This is a genomic window from Pseudomonas sp. SK3(2021) (assembly GCF_016772375.1).
GTDB classification, from domain to species: Bacteria; Pseudomonadota; Gammaproteobacteria; order Pseudomonadales; family Pseudomonadaceae; genus Aquipseudomonas; species Aquipseudomonas chlororaphis_I.
Genome location: NZ_CP061943.1, coordinates 2,110,699 through 2,128,147 on the forward strand (window position 1 = coordinate 2,110,699; position 17,449 = coordinate 2,128,147).

Sequence of the window (17,449 nt, forward strand, 5' to 3'; positions counted from 1 at the left end):
TTTCGGATTTCCGGCGGCTCGATCGAGCAGGGCGTTGGGCGGTTTACATCGACAGGATCAGGCGCCCGGCGAACAGAATCAGGATCACCCCCATGGTCCGTTCGAACCAATGGCCCATGCGCATGAACAACAAGCGCACCCGCGGGCTGGAAAAGAACAGCGCGACGATCACGAACCACAGCGCGTTCACGCAACACATCCACACACCGTAGAGCGCTTGCACCTTGAGGGGGGTGGTGGCGCTGATCACCGTGGTGAAAATCGCCAGGAAGAACAGCGTGGCCTTGGGGTTGGTGGCATTGGTCAGGAAACCGGTCATGAAGGCTTTGGGCAAGGTCTGCCGCTGTGCCTGATCGTTGCCCGCATCGCTGCCTTCGATCGAAGTCTTGGGCTTGCTGCGCAGCAGGCTGACACCGAGATAGAGAATGTAGGCACCGCCCACCACTTTGGCCACGTTCAGCAGCCATGGCGTGGTGTGCATCAGTGCTCCGACTCCCAGCAGGGTGTACAGCACATGCACGGAAATCCCCGCGCCAATGCCGATGGCCGTGCACAGCCCGACCACCCGGCCAAAGCGCACGCTCTGGCGGATGGTCACGGCAAAGTCAGGCCCAGGAGCCACCACGGCGAGAAAGTGGATGGTGGCCAGGGCCAGGAATTCGCCTAGATAGTTGGAAAGCATTTCAACTCCAGAAGGTCAGGGGGGACGAACTGCCGCGATAGCCGACAAAAAAGGAAAGGCTCAGGCGCGGGTTGGCCACCCCCGGAGTGACGGCATGCATGCGCCTTGAATTGAACATGATGAAATCCCCGGGCTCCGGGCGGATCTCCAGCGAGGGCGTGCCGAGCAGGGCGGGATCGATGCCGTAGCTGTCACCGCGCATCTCGTCGAACTGATCCGGGGAAATATCGTGATCCCACATCTGCAGGGCGCCGCCGGCCTCGGGCATGTTCAGGTAGAGATTGCAGGCAAACTGCGCTTCCAGGCTGTGGGCCTGGAAGCTGTCGGGGGCGTCCTTGGCGAAAATGTCGTGATGGGCGAGGAAGCACACGCCGGGCTTCACCACCCGTGACAGGCCGACGTACATCTTGCGCCCGTACAGGTTTTCCAGGTGGGCGCCAGCGGGCCAGGACTCGTCGAGCATGCAGCGCAGGGTGTCGACAGGAGACGCGTAGGGGGCGCAACGCGAACGCAGTTCGTCGATGTTGGCGGTGGCGCGCTCGAAATAGTCCTCGATCAACAGCGGCTGGTTTTCCGCTTCATAAAACGCCATGCCGATACGCCCGATGCTGGGGGCGTTGATGTAGCCCTCGAAGCCGGGAGCGAGAATCTTGTCGCCCAACTGGATCGCCTGGGTGTGCGGCAGGAAGTTCTTGATGCGCAGGGCGAGCACTTGTTCCTGGGCCAGTTTCTTTATGCACGTCTCATCGAGACGCTCGACGTCAAGCATCATCTGCAGATCCCTCTATCCGATAATCGTCGAACCCGCGCACGCGGGTTTCCCCTGTGTCAGGCGATGCGTCGCGTGATGTGCAAGGCGACACCGCCGATGAATCAGTCCACGTGGTAGTGAACCGAAAGCATTCCTTTCTTTTGCGAGAGGGAGGCGATAGTGACGCTGCCCAATTCCTTCAGGCGCTTCACGTGGGTACCACCGCAACCATAGGCGGGAAGCTCGCCGAAACCGATTTCCCGCGAGCCTTCACGCAGCGAGACCAGGCGCGGCAGGTCGGCGGCAATCCAGTGATCGATGCCACTCTGCAGGCTGTCGACGTCGAGTTCCTGCGGGCTGTCGCCGGGCTTGAAGGACACGCGGCCCTCGCCAGGCCAGTGATGGGCCTTGACCGGGACCCAGCCGCGGGTTTCGCCGAAATGACCGATCAGGTGCCCGGCCGAGTGCATGCGGGTATTGAACTGGCGGCGCTGTTCATCGACCTGGACCTGGACCATGCCCGGTTGCACCGGCTGGCTGACGTAATGAACGATCCGCTCGGGTTCCTGGACCACGCGCAATACCTGGCTGTCGCCGATCCAGCCGGTATCGCAGGGTTGGCCGCCACCTTGGGGATGGAAGATCGTGGCACGCAGGACCACCGCGAATTCGTTGTCTTGCGGGGTGCATTCGAGCACTTCAACGTTGGCCTTGAGTTCATCATTATGAAAAAAGAGGCGAAGCGTCATATTCCGTGCCCTTATTAAAATGTCTTTTTTAATTATATGGTGCGACGGAATTGCGTGATAATCCGTTCAAACCTCAAAGGACTGTTGTGCTGTGAGCATAAATCTTCCCCTTCCGCTGCTGGGTGAAATGGCGATTTTCGTCAAGGTCGTCGAGGTCGGCAGTTTCTCTGAAGCCGCCCGCCAGCTGGGCTCTTCACCGTCGGCGGTGAGCCGCAGCATTTCCCGGCTGGAGAAAGCGCTGGCGATTCGCCTGCTGCAACGCACCACGCGCAAGTTGCGCTTGAGCGAAGGGGGCGAGGAGGTGTTCAAGCGTTGCAGCGAGATGGTCAGCGCTGCCAAGTCGGTGATGGAAATCAGCGGTCAGTTCACCCACGAGGCCGAAGGGCTGGTGCGGGTCAGCGTGCCCAAGGCCGTGGGGCGTTTTGTCGTGCATCCCTATATGCCCGAGTTTCTGCGGCGCTATCCCAAGGTCGATGTCGAGCTGTTGCTGGAAGATCGCAATATCGACCTGATCGACGACAATGTGGACCTGGCCATCCGCATCACCGATCGACCTCCGGCGGGGCTGGTCGGGCGCCAGTTGCTGACCATCGACCATATGCTGTGCGCCACGCCGCAGTACCTGGCCGAGCACGGGACGCCGAGCCATCCCCATGATCTGCTCAACCACAGTTGCATTTACCTGGGTGAAACCCCCAGCGACGCACGCTGGAAGTTCAAGAAGGGCAGCAAGTCGGTGACCGTCGGCGTGCGTGGGCGTTATGCGGCCAATCACACCGGGGTAAGGCTGGGGGCGGTGCTGGAGCATATCGGCATCGGCAGCCTGCCGTACTTCACGGCGCGGCATGCCCTGGAACAAGGCTTGCTGGTGCAGGTTCTGCCGGACTGGACGTTTCTCGCTTCCTATCATGGCGGTGCCTGGCTGCTGCATTCGCCGACCCGTTACCTGCCGCCGAAACTGCGGGTATTCATCGATTACCTGGTGGAGTGCCTGGCCAAGGAGCCGACCTTGAGCCGGCAGGGCAAGCAGGAAGCCAAAGGCTACGAACAGCCCGAAGGCGATGGCGCCGGCTGAGCCCGCCATTCATGGGCAGAAAAACAAAAGGCCCGCCGGTTCAACCGTGCGGGCCTTTGTAGTGTCCGGGCGGGACTCAGTGCTTGCTGTCCTGGGCGGAGAGCGCCAACAGCTGCTTTTCCTGGTTCCAGTCGAACGGCTCATCGTTCTGCTCGGCCTCGTAGCGGCGCTCTTCGAGCGCCTGGTACAGGTCGATTTCTTCGTCGGGCATGTAGTGCAGGCAATCCCCGGCGAAGAACCACAGCAGGTCGCGGGGTACCAGATGGGCGACCTGGGGATAACGCTGCATCACCTGGCACAGCAGATCCTGGCCCAGGTACTGGCTTTCGATCGGGTCGATCGGCAGCGAGGCGCGCAGTTCGTCGAAGCGTTCCAGGAACAAGGCATGGCTTTCTTCGGGAACCTGCTCGGCTTCACCCACTGCGACCAGGATACTGCGCAAATGGTCGAGCAGGACGAGATGATCGGCGACGACGTTGGACATGACATGAGTCCTCAACAGCAAAACGGGCGCGGGAGTATATAGCTCCCGCGCCCGGTTTCATAATCCGCCTGCGGTCTTGTGCCTTAGCGGGTTTTCCCTTCGCTCAGGGTCAGCTCTTCCTTGGCGAAGTCATCGACGTCGATGACTTTGCGTCGGGCGGCTTCAGCCTCGCGCAGGGTCTGGGCTTCCACCGGTTGCAACACGCCGGCTTCCAGCGCGGCGTCGATGGCATGTTCGCCGGCGACCGGCTTGACCTGGCCGCTTTTCAGCGCTTCGTGCAGTTTTTTCTGCAGAGGATGGCTGGTGCTCAACAAGTCGAAGGCCTGCTGCAGGGCGCCGACCGGGTCCTCTGCCGATTGTGGGCGGTAGCAGCCAGCCAGCAGTTCTTCCAGGGTCGGGTCGCCCTTGGCCCGACCGATGACCTCGGCGACCTCGGCGTCCAGTTGATCGGACGGGCCTTTGTGGCGGCGGCCGAATGGGAACACCACCCCCCGCAGCAGGCAGCCCAGCACCCGGTTCGGGAAGTTGTCGAGCAGTTCGTCCAGCGCCCGTTCCGACTGACCGAGGCTTTCTTCCATGGCCCAGGTGAACAACGGCCGCAGATGCTCCGGCGAATCCAGGTCGTGGTAGCGCTTGAGGGCGGCGGAGGCCAGGTACATATGGCTGAGCACATCGCCGAGGCGTGCCGACAGGCGTTCGCGACGTTTCAGTTCGCCGCCCAGCAGCATCATGCTCAGGTCGGCCAGCATCGCGAAGGCCGCGGCCTGGCGGTTGAGGGCGCGGAAATAACCCTGGCTGAGCTTGTCCCCCGGCACCTGTTCCAAGTGCCCCAGGCCCAAGTTCAGCACCAGGGTGCTGGCTGCGTTGCTCACGGCAAAACCGATGTGCTTGAGCAGCAGGCCGTCGAATTCGACCAGCGCCTGCTCGTGGTCTTCGCGATCGGCCAGGGCCATTTCCTTGAGCACGAACGGATGGCAGCGAATGGCGCCCTGGCCGAAGATCATCAGGTTGCGCGAGAGGATGTTCGCGCCTTCCACGGTGATAAAGATCGGCGCGCCTTGCCAGCTGCGACCCAGGTAGTTGTTCGGGCCCATGATGATGGCCTTGCCGCCATGCACGTCCATGGCGTGGCTGATGCACTCGCGGCCGCGTTCGGTCAGGTGGTACTTGAGGATGGCCGACAGCACCGAGGGTTTTTCCCCGAGGTCGACGGCGTTGGCCGTGAGCATACGCGCGCTGTCCATCAGCCAGGCGTTGCCACCGATCCGGGCCAGGGCTTCCTGGATGCCTTCGAAGGCGTTGAGCGGGACGTTGAACTGCTCGCGCACCTGGGCATATTGGCCGGTCACCAGGCTGGTGAACTTGGCGGCGCCGGTGCCGACGGCCGGCAGGGAAATGGAGCGACCGACCGACAGGCAGTTCATCAGCATCATCCAGCCCTTGCCGAGCATTTCCTGGCCGCCGATAAGGAAGTCCAGGGGAATGAACACGTCCTTGCCAGAGTTCGGGCCGTTCATGAAGGCGGCGCCGAGCGGCAGGTGGCGGCGACCGATTTCCACGCCGGGAGTGTCGGTCGGAATCAGTGCCAGGCTGATCCCCAGGTCTTCATCCTCGCCCAGCAGGTGGTCCGGATCGTGGGCCTTGAAGGCCAGGCCGAGGAGGGTGGCGACCGGGCCCAGGGTGATGTAGCGCTTTTCCCAGTTCAGGCGCAGGCCGATGGTTTCCTTGCCTTGCCACTGGCCTTTGCAGATCACCCCGGTATCGGGCATGGCGCCGGCGTCGGAGCCGGCCAGCGGGCCGGTCAGGGCGAAGCATGGGATGTCGTCGCCACGGGCCAGCCGCGGCAGGTAGTGGTTACGCTGTTCGTCGGTGCCGTAATGCAGCAGCAACTCGGCCGGGCCGAGGGAGTTGGGGACCATCACGGTAGACGCCAGGTCGCCGCTGCGGGTCGCCAGTTTCATCGCCACTTGCGAGTGGGCATAAGCGGAGAAACCCTTGCCGCCGAACTCCTTGGGGATGATCAGGGCAAAGAAGCCGTGTTGCTTCATGTGCTCCCAGGCCGCGGGCGGCAGGTCCATGGACTGGCCGATCTGCCAGTCGCTGACCATGGCGCACAGCTCTTCGGTAGGGCCGTCGATGAAGGCCTGTTCCTCTTCGCTCAGTTGCGCTTTCGGGTAGGCCAGCAGTCTGTCCCAGTCCGGACGGCCGCTGAACAGTTCACCGTCCCACCAGACTGTGCCGGCATCGATGGCATCGCGTTCGGTTTGCGACATCGGCGGCAGGACTTTCTGGAACCAGCTGAACAGCGGGGCGCTGAAGTACTTGCGGCGCAGGTCGGGCAGTAGCAAGGGCGCTGCCACCGCGGCGAGCAATACCCAGAGGATCAGCAGCAACCAGCCCGGCGCATGGCTGAAGGCGCCCATGGCCAGCAGGTAGACGGCCACCACGCCCAGGGCGGGCAGGGGGGCGATGCGGCGGTGGGCCAGGTAGGCAATACCGACCAGCAGAACCAGTATCCACAACAACAGCATATTTAATCCTCCGTGAAGCCAGGGGCAAAATCACCCTCAGAGCTTAGTCGGCATCCGACAAAAGGGGTGACAGGGCAGTGCGCTTGAAGCGGTAAGAAGAAGCGGACGCAGCGCGTCAGGCATCGGGTCAGCAGCTTGTCGATCTTGTCAGGCTCGAAGCGGTAGCCTCTGATATTTGGCCGAAACGTCGTTATCGCCGGGATGAGGCCGTCGTTAGACTCGGGACTTCACTCGGAGATCATCCCCATGCACGAGTACTTGAGTCCCAGCCGCTTCATCGATAGTGACCACCCCGCGGTGGTGGAGTTCGCGGAAACTCATCGTGGCGCCAGCAACGATCCGCTGGAGCAGGCGGTGAGCCTCTATTACGCGGTGCGCGAGGCCGTGCGCTACAACCCCTACACCTTCAGCCGCGATCCCGAGACCCTGCGTGGCAGCCATGCCCTGGCCTCTGGCGAAAGCTACTGCGTGCCCAAGGCCACCCTGCTCGCCGGCTGTGCGCGGCATTGCGGGATCGCCGCGCGGATCGGCCTGGCGGACGTGCGCAATCACCTGTCGACCCCGCGTTTGCTGGAGTTGCTGCGCAGTGACGTTTTTGCCATGCACGGTTATACCGAGCTGTACCTGCAAGGGCGCTGGGTCAAGGCGACACCGGCGTTCAACCGGAAACTCTGCGAGATGTACGATGTGGCGCCTCTGGAATTCGATGGCCGCCACGACAGCGTATTCCACCCCTTCAATCGCCAGGGCGAGCAGATGATGGAATACGTGTTGGACCACGGACAATTCGCCGACGTCCCCGAGACTTTCTTCTTCAAACACCTGGAAACGTGTTATCCGCATCTGTTCGCCGAGCAGATGCCGATGCTGCTGGGCGACATGCAGAGTGATTTGAGCCAGGTCTGATCCGGCGTAGACTGCCTCGGCATTCATCACTGAGGAGCGGTCATGCTGAAGATCTGGGGGCGGAAAAACTCGTCGAATGTCAGGAAAGCATTGTGGTGCGCCGAAGAACTCGGCCTGACCTACGAGGCGGTGGATGCCGGGGGGGCCTTTGGAGTGGTGGACACCCCGGCGTATCGGGCGATGAACCCCAATGGGCGGATTCCGCTGATCGAGGACGACGGCTTCGTGTTGTGGGAATCCAACACCATCGTGCGTTATCTCGCCGCGCGCCATGCCGCCGGTACGGCCTGGTACCCGGACGATGTGCGGGCGCGGGCCTCGGCCGAGAAGTGGATGGACTGGACCACCTCGACCTTTGCCGAACCCTTCCGCCACCTGTTCTGGGGTGTGCTGCGCACACCGGCGCAGCAGCAGGACTGGGACAAGATCAATGCCGCGCTGAACAGCTGCGGCGAATTGCTGGCGGTGGTCGACCAGGCCCTGGCCGAACATCCCTACCTGTCCGGCGACGAAATCGGCATGGGCGATATCCCCCTGGGCAGCTTCATTTATGCCTGGTTCGAAATGCCCATCGAGCGCCCGCCATTGTCTAATCTGCAAGCCTGGTACGCACGCTTGCAGCAGCGTCCGGCCTATCGCAAGGCAGTGATGACCGCGTTGACTTAATACTGACTATCAACACAGGTGACTGTACTTGTGCGGCGTCGGCAAGCACCATTGGGTGCATGCGGCGCCGTTGCAATGTAGGCGAGTCGCCCTTACTTATAATGTTCTCCCTTCTTGGTGCGTAAATCCGATATGAGTTCCGCTCTGTCCATCCGGCAGCTAACCAAAACCTACGGCAACGGTTTCCAGGCCTTGAGTGGTATCGATCTGGATGTCGCCGAAGGTGACTTCTTCGCCTTGCTCGGCCCCAACGGTGCCGGCAAATCCACCACCATCGGCATCCTCTCGACCCTGGTGAACAAGACCAGCGGCACGGTGAGTGTCTTCGGCCATGACCTGGACCGCGAGCCCGCCGCGCTCAAGCGTTGCATCGGCGTGGTGCCGCAGGAATTCAACTTCAACCAGTTCGAGAAGACCTTCGACATCGTCGTGACCCAGGCCGGTTACTACGGCATCCCGACCAAGGTCGCCAAGGAGCGGGCCGAGCAGTACCTGACTCAGCTCGGGCTGTGGGACAAGCGCGATGTGCCGTCGCGCTCGCTGTCCGGCGGCATGAAGCGCCGGCTGATGATCGCCCGCGCCCTGGTGCACGAACCGCGCCTGTTGATCCTCGACGAACCAACCGCCGGCGTGGACATCGAACTGCGACGTTCGATGTGGACCTTCCTCACCGAATTGAACCAGAAAGGCATCACCATCATCCTCACCACCCATTACCTGGAGGAGGCTGAGCAGCTGTGCCGCAACATCGGCATCATCGACCACGGCACCATCGTCGAGAACACCAGCATGCGCCAGTTGCTCAGCCAGTTGCATGTGGAAACCTTCCTGCTTGACCTGAAGACTGACATGAAGGTGGCGCCGCAACTGATCGGCTATCCGAGCAAGCTGGTCGACAGCCACACCCTGGAAGTCCAGGTCGACAAGGCAGTGGGTATCACCGCGCTGTTCAGCCAGTTGGCCCAGCAGAACATCGAAGTGCTGAGCCTGCGTAACAAAACCAATCGCCTTGAGGAGTTGTTCGTGTCCCTGGTGGAGAAAAACCTGTCGAAGGTGGCGGTATGAGTTCCGAGCTACGGCCCAACCTTGTCGCGCTGAACACTATCGTCTATCGCGAAGTCCGGCGTTTTACCCGGATCTGGCCGCAGACCCTGCTGCCGCCGGCGATCACCATGGTTCTGTACTTCGTGATCTTCGGCAACCTGATCGGCCGGCAGATTGGTGACATGGGTGGTTTCACCTACATGGAGTACATTGTGCCGGGCCTGATCATGATGTCGGTGATCACCAACTCCTACGGCAACGTGGTCTCGAGTTTCTTCGGCAGCAAGTTCCAGCGCTCCATCGAGGAATTGATGGTGTCGCCGGTATCGCCGCACACCATCCTCATCGGCTATACCCTGGGTGGCGTGTTGCGGGGGCTGGCGGTGGGCGTGATCGTGACGCTGCTGTCGCTGTTCTTCACCCACCTGCAAGTGCATCACCTGGGCATTACCTTGCTGGTGGTGGTCCTGACCGCGACCATCTTTTCGTTGCTGGGCTTTATCAATGCGGTATTTGCGCGCAACTTCGACGATATCTCGATCATCCCGACCTTCGTGCTGACCCCGCTGACCTACCTGGGCGGGGTGTTCTACTCCATCACCCTGCTGCCGCCGTTCTGGCAGACGGTGTCGCTGGCCAATCCGGTGCTGCATATGGTCAATGCGTTCCGTTTCGGCATCCTGGGGGTTTCCGACATCCAGATCAGCGTGGCCATTACCTTCATGCTGGTAGCCACCGTGGTCCTGTACTTCGGTTGTGCCCGCCTGCTGGTCAGCGGTCGTGGCATGCGCCAGTAAGCCCGTGCAGAAATAACAACGGCCTCCCTCGGGAGGCCGTTTGCGTTTCTACAGCCGGCTCTGCCTGCGGCGGCGCCATTGCCGGCTGACCCACCAGCGCCAGTACAGCATGGTCAGGCAATAGGCGAGGGCGCCCAGCACCAGGCCGGCCACCACCGAGCCCAACAGGAAGGGTTGCCAGAGGGTCGAGAGTTCGCCGCTGATCCATTCCCAGGTCAGCTCGTCGGGTAGGGTCCGGGCAGGTATGTTCATCAACCAGGCACCGACCTGATAGGTGCAGAAGAACACCGGCGGCATGGTGATCGGATTGGTCAGCCAGACCAGGCTCACGGCAATCGGCATGTTGCCGCGCACGGAAATGGCCAGCACGGCGGCCAGCAACATTTGCGCCGGGATCGGCATAAAGGCCGCGAACAGGCCGACCGCCATGGCACGCGCCACGGAGTGTCGGTTGAGGTGCCAGAGGTTGGGGTCATGCAGCAACGTGCCAAGAAAGCGTAAGGACTTGTGTTCCCTGATGCTGGTCGGATCTGGCATGTAACGTTTGAATAGGTGCCGGGGCATAAGGCTTCTCGGTCAGTTCAAGCGGCAAGTATGCCCGGATTCTAGAAGGCGCCCATTCAGACTTTGTGACAAATGATAAAGCTGGCGCCCGGCCCACTGAGCTAAGCCTGAGAGTGGGAACCCTCGACAATGCTCAAGGACGGGCTTATGCGCACAGGGATGCTAGCGTTGGCGGCGGGGCTTTTAAGCCTGCGCTTTTTGCCGGCGCTGCCAGCGATCGGATGGCTGGTAGTGCTGCCGGCAGTGGCCTTGATGCTGCTGCCGTTTCGTACCTATCCATTGGCTTTTTTCCTGTTGGGCCTGGCGTGGGCTTGCGTGAGCGCGCAATGGGCGCTGGACGATCGTTTGGCGGAACCGCTCGATGGGCAGACCCGCTGGCTCGAGGGCCAGGTGGTGGGACTGCCGCAGCAGGCCGAGGGGGTGTTGCGTTTCGAGCTGGAAGGAGGACGGGCGCGGCGCGGACGGATTCCCCAGCGTCTGCGCCTGGCCTGGTATGGCGGGCCGCCGGTGCACAGCGGCGAACGCTGGCGCCTGGCGGTAAAACTCAAGCGCCCCGCCGGGCTGGTCAACCTGCAGGCTTTCGATCACGAGGCCTGGCTGCTGGCCCAGCGCATCGGCGCCACGGGCACGGTCAAGGATGGACAACTGCTGGCTGCTACACCGGAGAGTTGGCGTGCGCGCATTCGCCAGCGCTTGCTGCAAGTCGACGCCCATGGGCGCGCTGGTGGCCTGGTGGCCCTGGTACTGGGCGACGGCTCGGGGTTGAGCCGGGACGACTGGCGTGTCCTGCAGGACACCGGGACCGTGCACCTGATGGTGATTTCCGGGCAGCACATCAGCTTGCTGGCCGCGGTGATGTACGCCCTGGTGGCGGGGCTGGCCCGCTATGGCCTGTGGCCCGGTCGTTGGCCCTGGCTGCCCTGGGCCTGTGGGCTGGCGTTCGCTTCGGCCCTGGGGTACGGATTGCTGGCGGGCTTCGATGTACCGGTTCGGCGTGCCTGCGTAATGGTCGCCCTGGTGCTGATCTGGCGCCTGCGTTTTCGTCACCTGGGGGCTTGGTGGCCGTTCCTGCTGGCTCTGAATGCGGTGCTGTTGTTAGAGCCGCTGGCCAGTCTGCAGCCAGGATTCTGGCTGTCCTTTACTGCGGTGGCGGTGCTGATCCTGATCTTTGGCGGGCGTCTGGGGGGCTGGCGCTGGTGGCAGTCCTGGACCCGTATTCAGTGGCTGATCGCCATCGGCCTGTGCCCGGTGCTGCTGGCGCTGGGGTTGCCCATCAGCCTCAGCGGGCCGCTGGCCAATCTGCTGGCGGAACCCTGGATCAGCCTGTTGGTGCTGCCGCCGGCGTTGCTCGGGACCTTGTTGCTGGCGGTGCCTTACCTGGGCGAAGGCTTGCTCTGGCTCGCCGGTGGTTTGCTGGATGTGCTGTTTCGCGGTCTGGCGCTGCTGGCCGCACAATGGCCGGCATGGGTAGCTCCGGCCATACCGTTCTGGGCCTGGAGCATCAGCGCGCTGGGGGCCTTTCTGCTGTTGCTGCCCGCGGGGGTGCCGCTGCGTCCCTTGGGATGGCCGATGCTGCTGTTGATGGTGTTCCCGCCGAAAAACACGCTGCCATACGGCGAGGCGGAAGTCTGGCAGCTGGATGTCGGGCAAGGCTTGGCGGTGCTGGTGCGGACTCGCGAGCACGCGATGCTGTACGACGCCGGCCCGCGTTTTGGCGACTCCGACCTGGGTGCCCGGGTGGTACTGCCATCGTTGCGCAAGCTGGGCGTCGCGCGCCTCGACCTGATGTTGCTCAGCCATGCCGATGCCGACCATGCCGGTGGCGCCGATGCCATCCAGCGCGGCTTGCCGGTGGCCAGGCTGGTCAGCGGCGATCCCGAGGGATTGCCGGCCTATTTGCCGGCAGAGCCTTGCGTCAGCGGCGAGCAATGGCAATGGGACGGGGTACGTTTTTCCCTGTGGCAATGGGCGGATGCGCAGAACGGCAACCAGAAGTCCTGCGTGATGCAGGTCGAGGCCAAGGGCGAGCGTTTGCTGCTGACGGGGGATATCGATGCCCTGGCGGAGCGCGCGCTGTTAAACACCTCGCTGGCCGTCAAGACCCATTGGTTGCAGGCGCCGCATCACGGCAGTCGCAGCTCGTCGTCCCCTGTCTTGCTCAAGGCTCTTGCGCCTTCGGCGGTGCTGATTTCCCGGGGGCACGGCAATGGCTTCGGGCATCCACACTCGCAAGTCGTCGAACGTTATCGCCAGCAAGGGACCGTCATTTACGACAGCGCGGAGCAAGGAGCGCTGCGGCTGATGCTGGGTACCTACACCGAACCGACGAGCCTGCGGGCGCAGCGGCGCTTTTGGCGCAAATGGCCACTATCTCCTTAAATAACCGGGAGTTATTAAAGCCTGGAGGCATGCGACATCAGGTTCTTCGGTGCATTCGGCCCCTATGTTAGAGTGGCGCACTTTTTCGAGGGGACTGTCACTGTGTGGGAATTGGTCAAATCCGGCGGCTGGATGATGTTGCCGATCATTCTGAGTTCCATTGTCGCGGTCGGCATCATTGCCGAGCGTCTGTGGACCCTGCGGGCCAGCCGCGTTACCCCGCCACATCTGCTGGGCCAGGTGTGGCGCTGGATCAAGGACAAACAGCTGAACAAGGACAAGCTCAAGGAACTGCGCGCCCATTCACCCCTGGGCGAGATCCTGGCCGCTGGCCTGGCCAACTCCAAGCATGGCCGCGAGGTCATGAAAGAGTGCATCGAGGAAGCCGCCGCCCGGGTCATTCATGAACTGGAGCGCTACCTCAATGCCCTTGGCACCATCGCCGCGATGGCGCCGTTGCTGGGTTTGCTGGGTACGGTGCTGGGCATGATCGATATTTTCAGCTCATTCATGGGCTCGGGCATGGCCAGCAACGCCGCGGTGCTGGCCGGTGGTATCTCCAAGGCGCTGATCACCACCGCGTCCGGCCTGATGGTCGGTATTCCGGCGGTGTTCTTCCATCGTTTCCTGCAACGCCGGGTCGATGAACTCGTCGTTGGCATGGAGCAGGAAGCCATCAAGCTGGTCGAAGTGGTGCAGGGCGACCGCGACGTCGATCTGGCCGAGGGCAAAGCGTGAAATTCCGTCGCAAGCCACGGGAAACCATCGATATCAACCTCGCGTCGTTGATCGACGTGGTGTTTATCCTGCTGCTGTTTTTCGTCGTGACCACCACTTTTACCCGGGAAACCCAGTTGCGCGTCGAATTGCCAGAGGCTGTCAGCGGTTCACCGGCCGAAGACCAGCAGACCAAACAGCTGGATATCGCCATCAGCGCCGACGGGGTGTTTTCGGTGAACAACCAGGTACTGCCCAAGAGTGACCTGGCCAGCCTGATCGACGCCTTGCAGAAGGAGTCGGCGGGTGACACCAACCTGCCGCTGTCCATCAGCGCCGACGGCAAGGCCCAGCACCAGGCCGTCATTACCGCGATGGACGCCGCCGGCAAGCTCGGTTTCAGTCATCTGCGCATGACCACCGTCGAGGCGGCGCCAGCACCCTGATGGCCATGTCCGATCGTTTGCTCGCTGCCTGGTACAACGGCCACCCCGCGCTGAAACTGCTGCAGCCCCTGGAGTGGCTCTATCGCCGGGTGGTGGTGCGCAAGCGCCAACGCTTCCTGGCCGGTGAGGGCCATGTCTACCAGCCGCCGGTGCCGCTGGTGGTGGTGGGTAATATCACCGTGGGCGGCACTGGCAAGACGCCACTGATCCTATGGATGATCGAGCATTGCCAGCGCAGCGGGCTGCGGGTCGGCGTGGTCAGCCGTGGTTATGGCGCCAAGCCGCCGCAATTGCCATGGCGGGTTGCCGCCGAGCAGAGCGCCGATGTCGCGGGCGATGAACCCTTGCTGATTGTCCAGCGCACCGGCGTGCCGCTGATGATCGATCCCGACCGCAGTCGCGCCGTGCGGGCCTTGCTGACCGCCGAGCCGCTGGACCTGATTCTTTCCGACGACGGCATGCAGCATTACCGCATGGCCCGCGACCTTGAACTGGTGCTGATCGATGCCGCGCGCGGGCTGGGCAACCGGCGCTGCCTGCCGGCCGGGCCGTTGCGCGAGCCGGTCGAGCGCCTGCAAAGCGTCGACGCGGTGCTCTACAACGGCGCCAGCGACGATCGCGAGGAGGGGTTCGCCTTTCGCCTGGCGCCCACCGCCCTGGTCAATCTGCAAAGCGGCGAACGCCATGGGCTTGAGCACTTCGCGCCGGGGCAGGCGGTACACGCAGTGGCCGGTATCGGCAATCCGCAACGTTTCTTCACTACCCTTGAAACGCTACACTGGCGGCCTGTCCCGCATGCTTTCGCCGACCACGCCGAATACAGTGCGCAGGCGCTGAGTTTCACCCCGTCGCTGCCGCTGGTCATGACCGAAAAGGATGCGGTGAAGTGCCGTGCCTTCGCGGCTCCCGACTGGTGGTACCTGGCGGTGGATGCTGTGCCATCCCCGGCCTTCGTGGCCTGGTTCGATACACAGCTGATGCGCCTGTTGCCCGCTCGTCTTTTGCCTTAAACGCTTCTATCCAGGGAATTCTCATGGACACCAAATTGCTCGATATCCTCGCTTGCCCGATCTGCAAGGGGCCGCTGAAGCTCAGCGCCGACAAGACCGAGCTGATCAGCAAGGGCGCCGGCCTGGCCTATCCGATTCGCGATGGCATCCCGGTCATGCTGGAAAGCGAAGCCCGCACCCTCAGCACCGACGAGCGCCTGGATAAATGACCACAGCCTTTACCGTTGTCATTCCGGCCCGGTTCGCCTCCACCCGCCTGCCGGGTAAACCGCTGCAGTTGATCGCCGGCAAGCCGATGATCCAGCACGTCTGGGAGCAGGCCAGCAAGAGCGCCGCCCAGCGCGTGGTGGTGGCGACCGACGATGCGCGGATCGTCGAGGCCTGCCAGGGTTTTGGCGCCGAAGCGGTGCTGACCCGCGAAGACCACAATTCCGGTACCGATCGCCTGGCGGAAGTCGCCAGCCAGCTGGGCCTGGCCGCGGATGCCATCGTGGTCAATGTCCAGGGCGACGAGCCGTTGATCCCGCCGGCGGTGATCGACCAGGTGGCCGCCAACCTGGCCGCCCACACCGAAGCGAGCATGGCCACCCTGGCCGAGCCGATCGAAGACGTCGAGACCCTGTTCAACCCGAACGTGGTCAAGGTGGTCAGCGATATCAACGGCCTGGCCCTGACCTTCAGCCGCGCCACGTTGCCCTGGGCACGCGACGCCTTTGCGAAAAACCGCGACCTGTTGCCGGAAGGCGTGCCTTATCGCCGCCATATCGGCATCTATGCCTACCGCGCGGGCTTCCTGCATGACTTCGTCAGCTGGGGGCCGTGCTGGCTGGAAAACACCGAGTCGCTGGAGCAGTTGCGGGCCTTGTGGCACGGCGTGCGCATCCATGTCGCCGATGCCCTGGAAGCGCCGCCTGGTGGGGTCGATACCGCCGAAGACCTTGAGCGCGTTCGTCGCCTGCTGGAGGCCTGATGCGGGTTCTGTTTGTCTGCCTGGGCAATATCTGCCGTTCGCCGACGGCGGAGGGCGTACTGCGCCACAAGCTGCGCGAAGCGGGGCTGGCCGATCGGGTCGAAGTTGCGTCCGCAGGGACCGGCGAATGGCACATCGGCAAGGCACCGGACAAGCGCAGCCAGCGCGCGGCGCTGTTGCGCGGCTACGACCTGTCGGCCCAGCGCGCGCAACAGGTCAGCAGCGCGGACTTTGCCCGTTACGACCTGATCCTGGCCATGGACGAGAGCAATCTACGCCATCTCAAGGCGCTGCAGCCGGCCCAGGGCAAGGCCGAACTGGACCTGTTCCTGCGCCGCTACGAGGCGGCGGTGGACGAGGTGCCGGATCCTTACTACGACGGTGAGCAAGGTTTCGAGCAGGTGCTGGACCTGATCGAGTACGCCAGCGACCGGCTGGTGATCGAGCTGAAGGGGCGGCTATGAGCTTGCATCTGCAATCCCAGGTTTCCCTCAAACCCTTCAATACTTTCGGTGTCGATGTCCGCGCGCAGCTGTTCGCCGAGGCCCACAGCGATGCCGATGTGCGTGAGGCGCTGGCCTATTCGGCGCAGCATCAGCTGCCGCTGCTGGTGATCGGCGGTGGCAGCAACCTGCTGCTGACGGCCGATATTCCGGCGCTGGTCTTGCGCATGAACACCCGGGGCATTCGCCTGCTGAGCGACGACGGCCAGAAAGTAGTGGTCGAGGCCGAGGCTGGCGAAACCTGGCATCCGTTTGTGCAATGGACCCTTGAGCAGGGCTTGTCCGGCCTGGAAAACCTCAGCCTGATCCCGGGGACCGTGGGCGCCGCACCGATGCAAAACATCGGCGCCTATGGGGTCGAGATCAAGGATGTGTTCGCCGGCCTGACCGCGCTGGATCGGCAGAGCGGCGAGTTGCGCGATTTCAGTCTGGAAGAATGCCAGTTCGCCTACCGCGACAGCCTGTTCAAGCAGCAGGCCGGCCGCTGGCTGATTCTGCGGGTGCGTTTTGCCCTGGCCCGCAGCGAGCATCTGCACCTGGAATACGGTCCGGTGCGCCAGCGTTTGAGCGAGCAGGGCATCGAGCAGCCGACGGCCAGCGATGTCAGTCGCGCCATTTGCAGCATCCGCAGCGAAAAACTGCCGGACCCGGCCGTGCTGGGCAATGCCGGCAGTTTCTTCAAGAACCCGGTGGTGCCCGCGGCGCAGGCGGCCGAGATCAGGCAGCGGCATGCAGGGCTGGTGGGTTATCCACAGGCGGACGGGCAAGTGAAACTGGCGGCTGGCTGGTTGATCGAACAGGCGGGCTGGAAGGGGTTTCGCGATGGCGATGCCGGGGTGCATCGCTTGCAGTCGCTGGTGCTGGTCAACTATGGCAGTGCCACGGGCTTGCAGCTGTTGGGCCTGGCGCGAAGGATCCAGCAGGATATCGCCGAGCGCTTCCATGTTCAGTTGGAGATGGAGCCCAATCTCTATTGAGCCTGTTGAGCTAAGCTCAGAGCGCACCAGCAAAGCCTTGCACGGGTTCACACCCTGCAAGGCTTTTTTGTTAATTGCGGCTTAACTTAGCCTGCTAACAATGCAACTATTTGTACCTCCAAAGGCCCGGTGAAGACTCCCGTCTTCATAAGAGAGCCCACTAGCCTGAGTCGATCTGCTCCTGCAAGTCGTTGTACT

Annotated in this window: 19 protein-coding genes; 13 read left to right on the plus strand and 6 right to left on the minus strand. The window is 62.8% G+C overall.

Going from position 1 to position 17,449, the window contains the following annotated elements:
- Positions 1–43 precede the first annotated feature (43 nt).
- The 3 genes from IF690_RS09605 to IF690_RS09615 form a co-directional block, all read right to left on the minus strand.
- Positions 44–682: a LysE family translocator gene (locus IF690_RS09605; RefSeq protein WP_202699883.1), complete on the minus strand. Its 639-nt coding sequence runs from the start codon at positions 680–682 to the stop codon at positions 44–46.
- 1 nt (position 683) lies between these two features.
- Complete coding sequence (locus IF690_RS09610; protein WP_202699884.1) at positions 684–1,454, minus strand: 2OG-Fe(II) oxygenase; 771 nt, start codon at positions 1,452–1,454, stop codon at positions 684–686.
- Positions 1,455–1,555: 101 nt separating this feature from the next.
- Complete coding sequence (locus IF690_RS09615; RefSeq protein WP_202699885.1) at positions 1,556–2,182, minus strand: alanyl-tRNA editing protein; 627 nt, start codon at positions 2,180–2,182, stop codon at positions 1,556–1,558.
- A gap of 91 nt (positions 2,183–2,273) precedes the next feature.
- Between IF690_RS09615 and IF690_RS09620 the strand changes: the two genes are divergently transcribed.
- Positions 2,274–3,257 (plus strand): LysR family transcriptional regulator, encoded by a 984-nt coding sequence (locus IF690_RS09620; protein ID WP_009047810.1) that lies wholly within the window; start codon positions 2,274–2,276, stop codon positions 3,255–3,257.
- Positions 3,258–3,333: 76 nt separating this feature from the next.
- Here the strand turns inward: IF690_RS09620 and IF690_RS09625 are convergent, their stop codons facing one another.
- Complete coding sequence (locus IF690_RS09625; RefSeq protein ID WP_007931642.1) at positions 3,334–3,741, minus strand: PA2817 family protein; 408 nt, start codon at positions 3,739–3,741, stop codon at positions 3,334–3,336.
- Between the two features lie 83 nt (positions 3,742–3,824).
- Positions 3,825–6,272: an acyl-CoA dehydrogenase gene (locus tag IF690_RS09630; protein WP_202699886.1), complete on the minus strand. Its 2,448-nt coding sequence runs from the start codon at positions 6,270–6,272 to the stop codon at positions 3,825–3,827.
- A gap of 246 nt (positions 6,273–6,518) precedes the next feature.
- Here IF690_RS09630 and IF690_RS09635 point away from each other — a divergent pair, with 246 nt between their 5' ends.
- From IF690_RS09635 to IF690_RS09650, 4 genes are all read left to right on the plus strand, one after another.
- A complete protein-coding gene (locus IF690_RS09635; RefSeq protein ID WP_202699887.1) occupies positions 6,519–7,178 on the plus strand; it encodes a transglutaminase-like domain-containing protein in 660 nt (219 codons plus the stop codon).
- Between the two features lie 42 nt (positions 7,179–7,220).
- Complete coding sequence (locus IF690_RS09640) at positions 7,221–7,844, plus strand: glutathione S-transferase family protein (protein WP_202699888.1); 624 nt, start codon at positions 7,221–7,223, stop codon at positions 7,842–7,844.
- A 132-nt stretch (positions 7,845–7,976) separates the two neighbouring features.
- Positions 7,977–8,909 (plus strand): ABC transporter ATP-binding protein, encoded by a 933-nt coding sequence (locus IF690_RS09645; protein WP_009047814.1) that lies wholly within the window; start codon positions 7,977–7,979, stop codon positions 8,907–8,909.
- Positions 8,906–9,685: an ABC transporter permease gene (locus IF690_RS09650; protein WP_007931651.1), complete on the plus strand. Its 780-nt coding sequence runs from the start codon at positions 8,906–8,908 to the stop codon at positions 9,683–9,685. Before IF690_RS09645 ends, IF690_RS09650 begins: the two co-directional genes overlap by 4 nt.
- A gap of 48 nt (positions 9,686–9,733) precedes the next feature.
- Here the strand turns inward: IF690_RS09650 and IF690_RS09655 are convergent, their stop codons facing one another.
- Positions 9,734–10,249: a DUF2062 domain-containing protein gene (locus IF690_RS09655; RefSeq protein ID WP_202699889.1), complete on the minus strand. Its 516-nt coding sequence runs from the start codon at positions 10,247–10,249 to the stop codon at positions 9,734–9,736.
- 147 nt (positions 10,250–10,396) lie between these two features.
- Here IF690_RS09655 and IF690_RS09660 point away from each other — a divergent pair, with 147 nt between their 5' ends.
- The 8 genes from IF690_RS09660 to murB all read left to right on the plus strand — a co-directional run bounded on the left by IF690_RS09660 (position 10,397) and on the right by murB (position 17,251).
- Complete coding sequence (locus IF690_RS09660; RefSeq protein WP_202699890.1) at positions 10,397–12,628, plus strand: DNA internalization-related competence protein ComEC/Rec2; 2,232 nt, start codon at positions 10,397–10,399, stop codon at positions 12,626–12,628.
- 102 nt (positions 12,629–12,730) lie between these two features.
- Complete coding sequence (gene pocA / locus IF690_RS09665; RefSeq protein ID WP_023968416.1) at positions 12,731–13,366, plus strand: flagellar polar localization protein PocA; 636 nt, start codon at positions 12,731–12,733, stop codon at positions 13,364–13,366.
- On the plus strand, positions 13,363–13,791 hold the full coding sequence (pocB, locus tag IF690_RS09670) for a flagellar polar localization protein PocB (RefSeq protein ID WP_023968417.1): 429 nt from the start codon (positions 13,363–13,365) through the stop codon (positions 13,789–13,791). Before pocA ends, pocB begins: the two co-directional genes overlap by 4 nt.
- Positions 13,791–14,801 carry a tetraacyldisaccharide 4'-kinase gene (gene lpxK, locus IF690_RS09675; protein WP_202699891.1) on the plus strand — a complete coding sequence of 337 codons (1,011 nt, stop codon included), beginning with the start codon at positions 13,791–13,793 and terminating at the stop codon, positions 14,799–14,801. The genes pocB and lpxK overlap by 1 nt, the downstream gene beginning before the upstream one ends.
- Before the next feature lie 23 nt (positions 14,802–14,824).
- Positions 14,825–15,010 (plus strand): Trm112 family protein, encoded by a 186-nt coding sequence (locus tag IF690_RS09680; RefSeq protein WP_007931663.1) that lies wholly within the window; start codon positions 14,825–14,827, stop codon positions 15,008–15,010.
- Positions 15,007–15,771 (plus strand): 3-deoxy-manno-octulosonate cytidylyltransferase, encoded by a 765-nt coding sequence (kdsB, locus tag IF690_RS09685; protein WP_202699892.1) that lies wholly within the window; start codon positions 15,007–15,009, stop codon positions 15,769–15,771. Before IF690_RS09680 ends, kdsB begins: the two co-directional genes overlap by 4 nt.
- Positions 15,771–16,235, plus strand: coding sequence for a low molecular weight protein-tyrosine-phosphatase (locus tag IF690_RS09690; RefSeq protein WP_202699893.1), 465 nt, complete (start codon positions 15,771–15,773; stop codon positions 16,233–16,235). Before kdsB ends, IF690_RS09690 begins: the two co-directional genes overlap by 1 nt.
- A complete protein-coding gene (gene murB / locus IF690_RS09695) occupies positions 16,232–17,251 on the plus strand; it encodes a UDP-N-acetylmuramate dehydrogenase (RefSeq protein ID WP_202699894.1) in 1,020 nt (339 codons plus the stop codon). The genes IF690_RS09690 and murB overlap by 4 nt, the downstream gene beginning before the upstream one ends.
- The last annotated feature ends 198 nt before the right edge of the window (positions 17,252–17,449 follow it).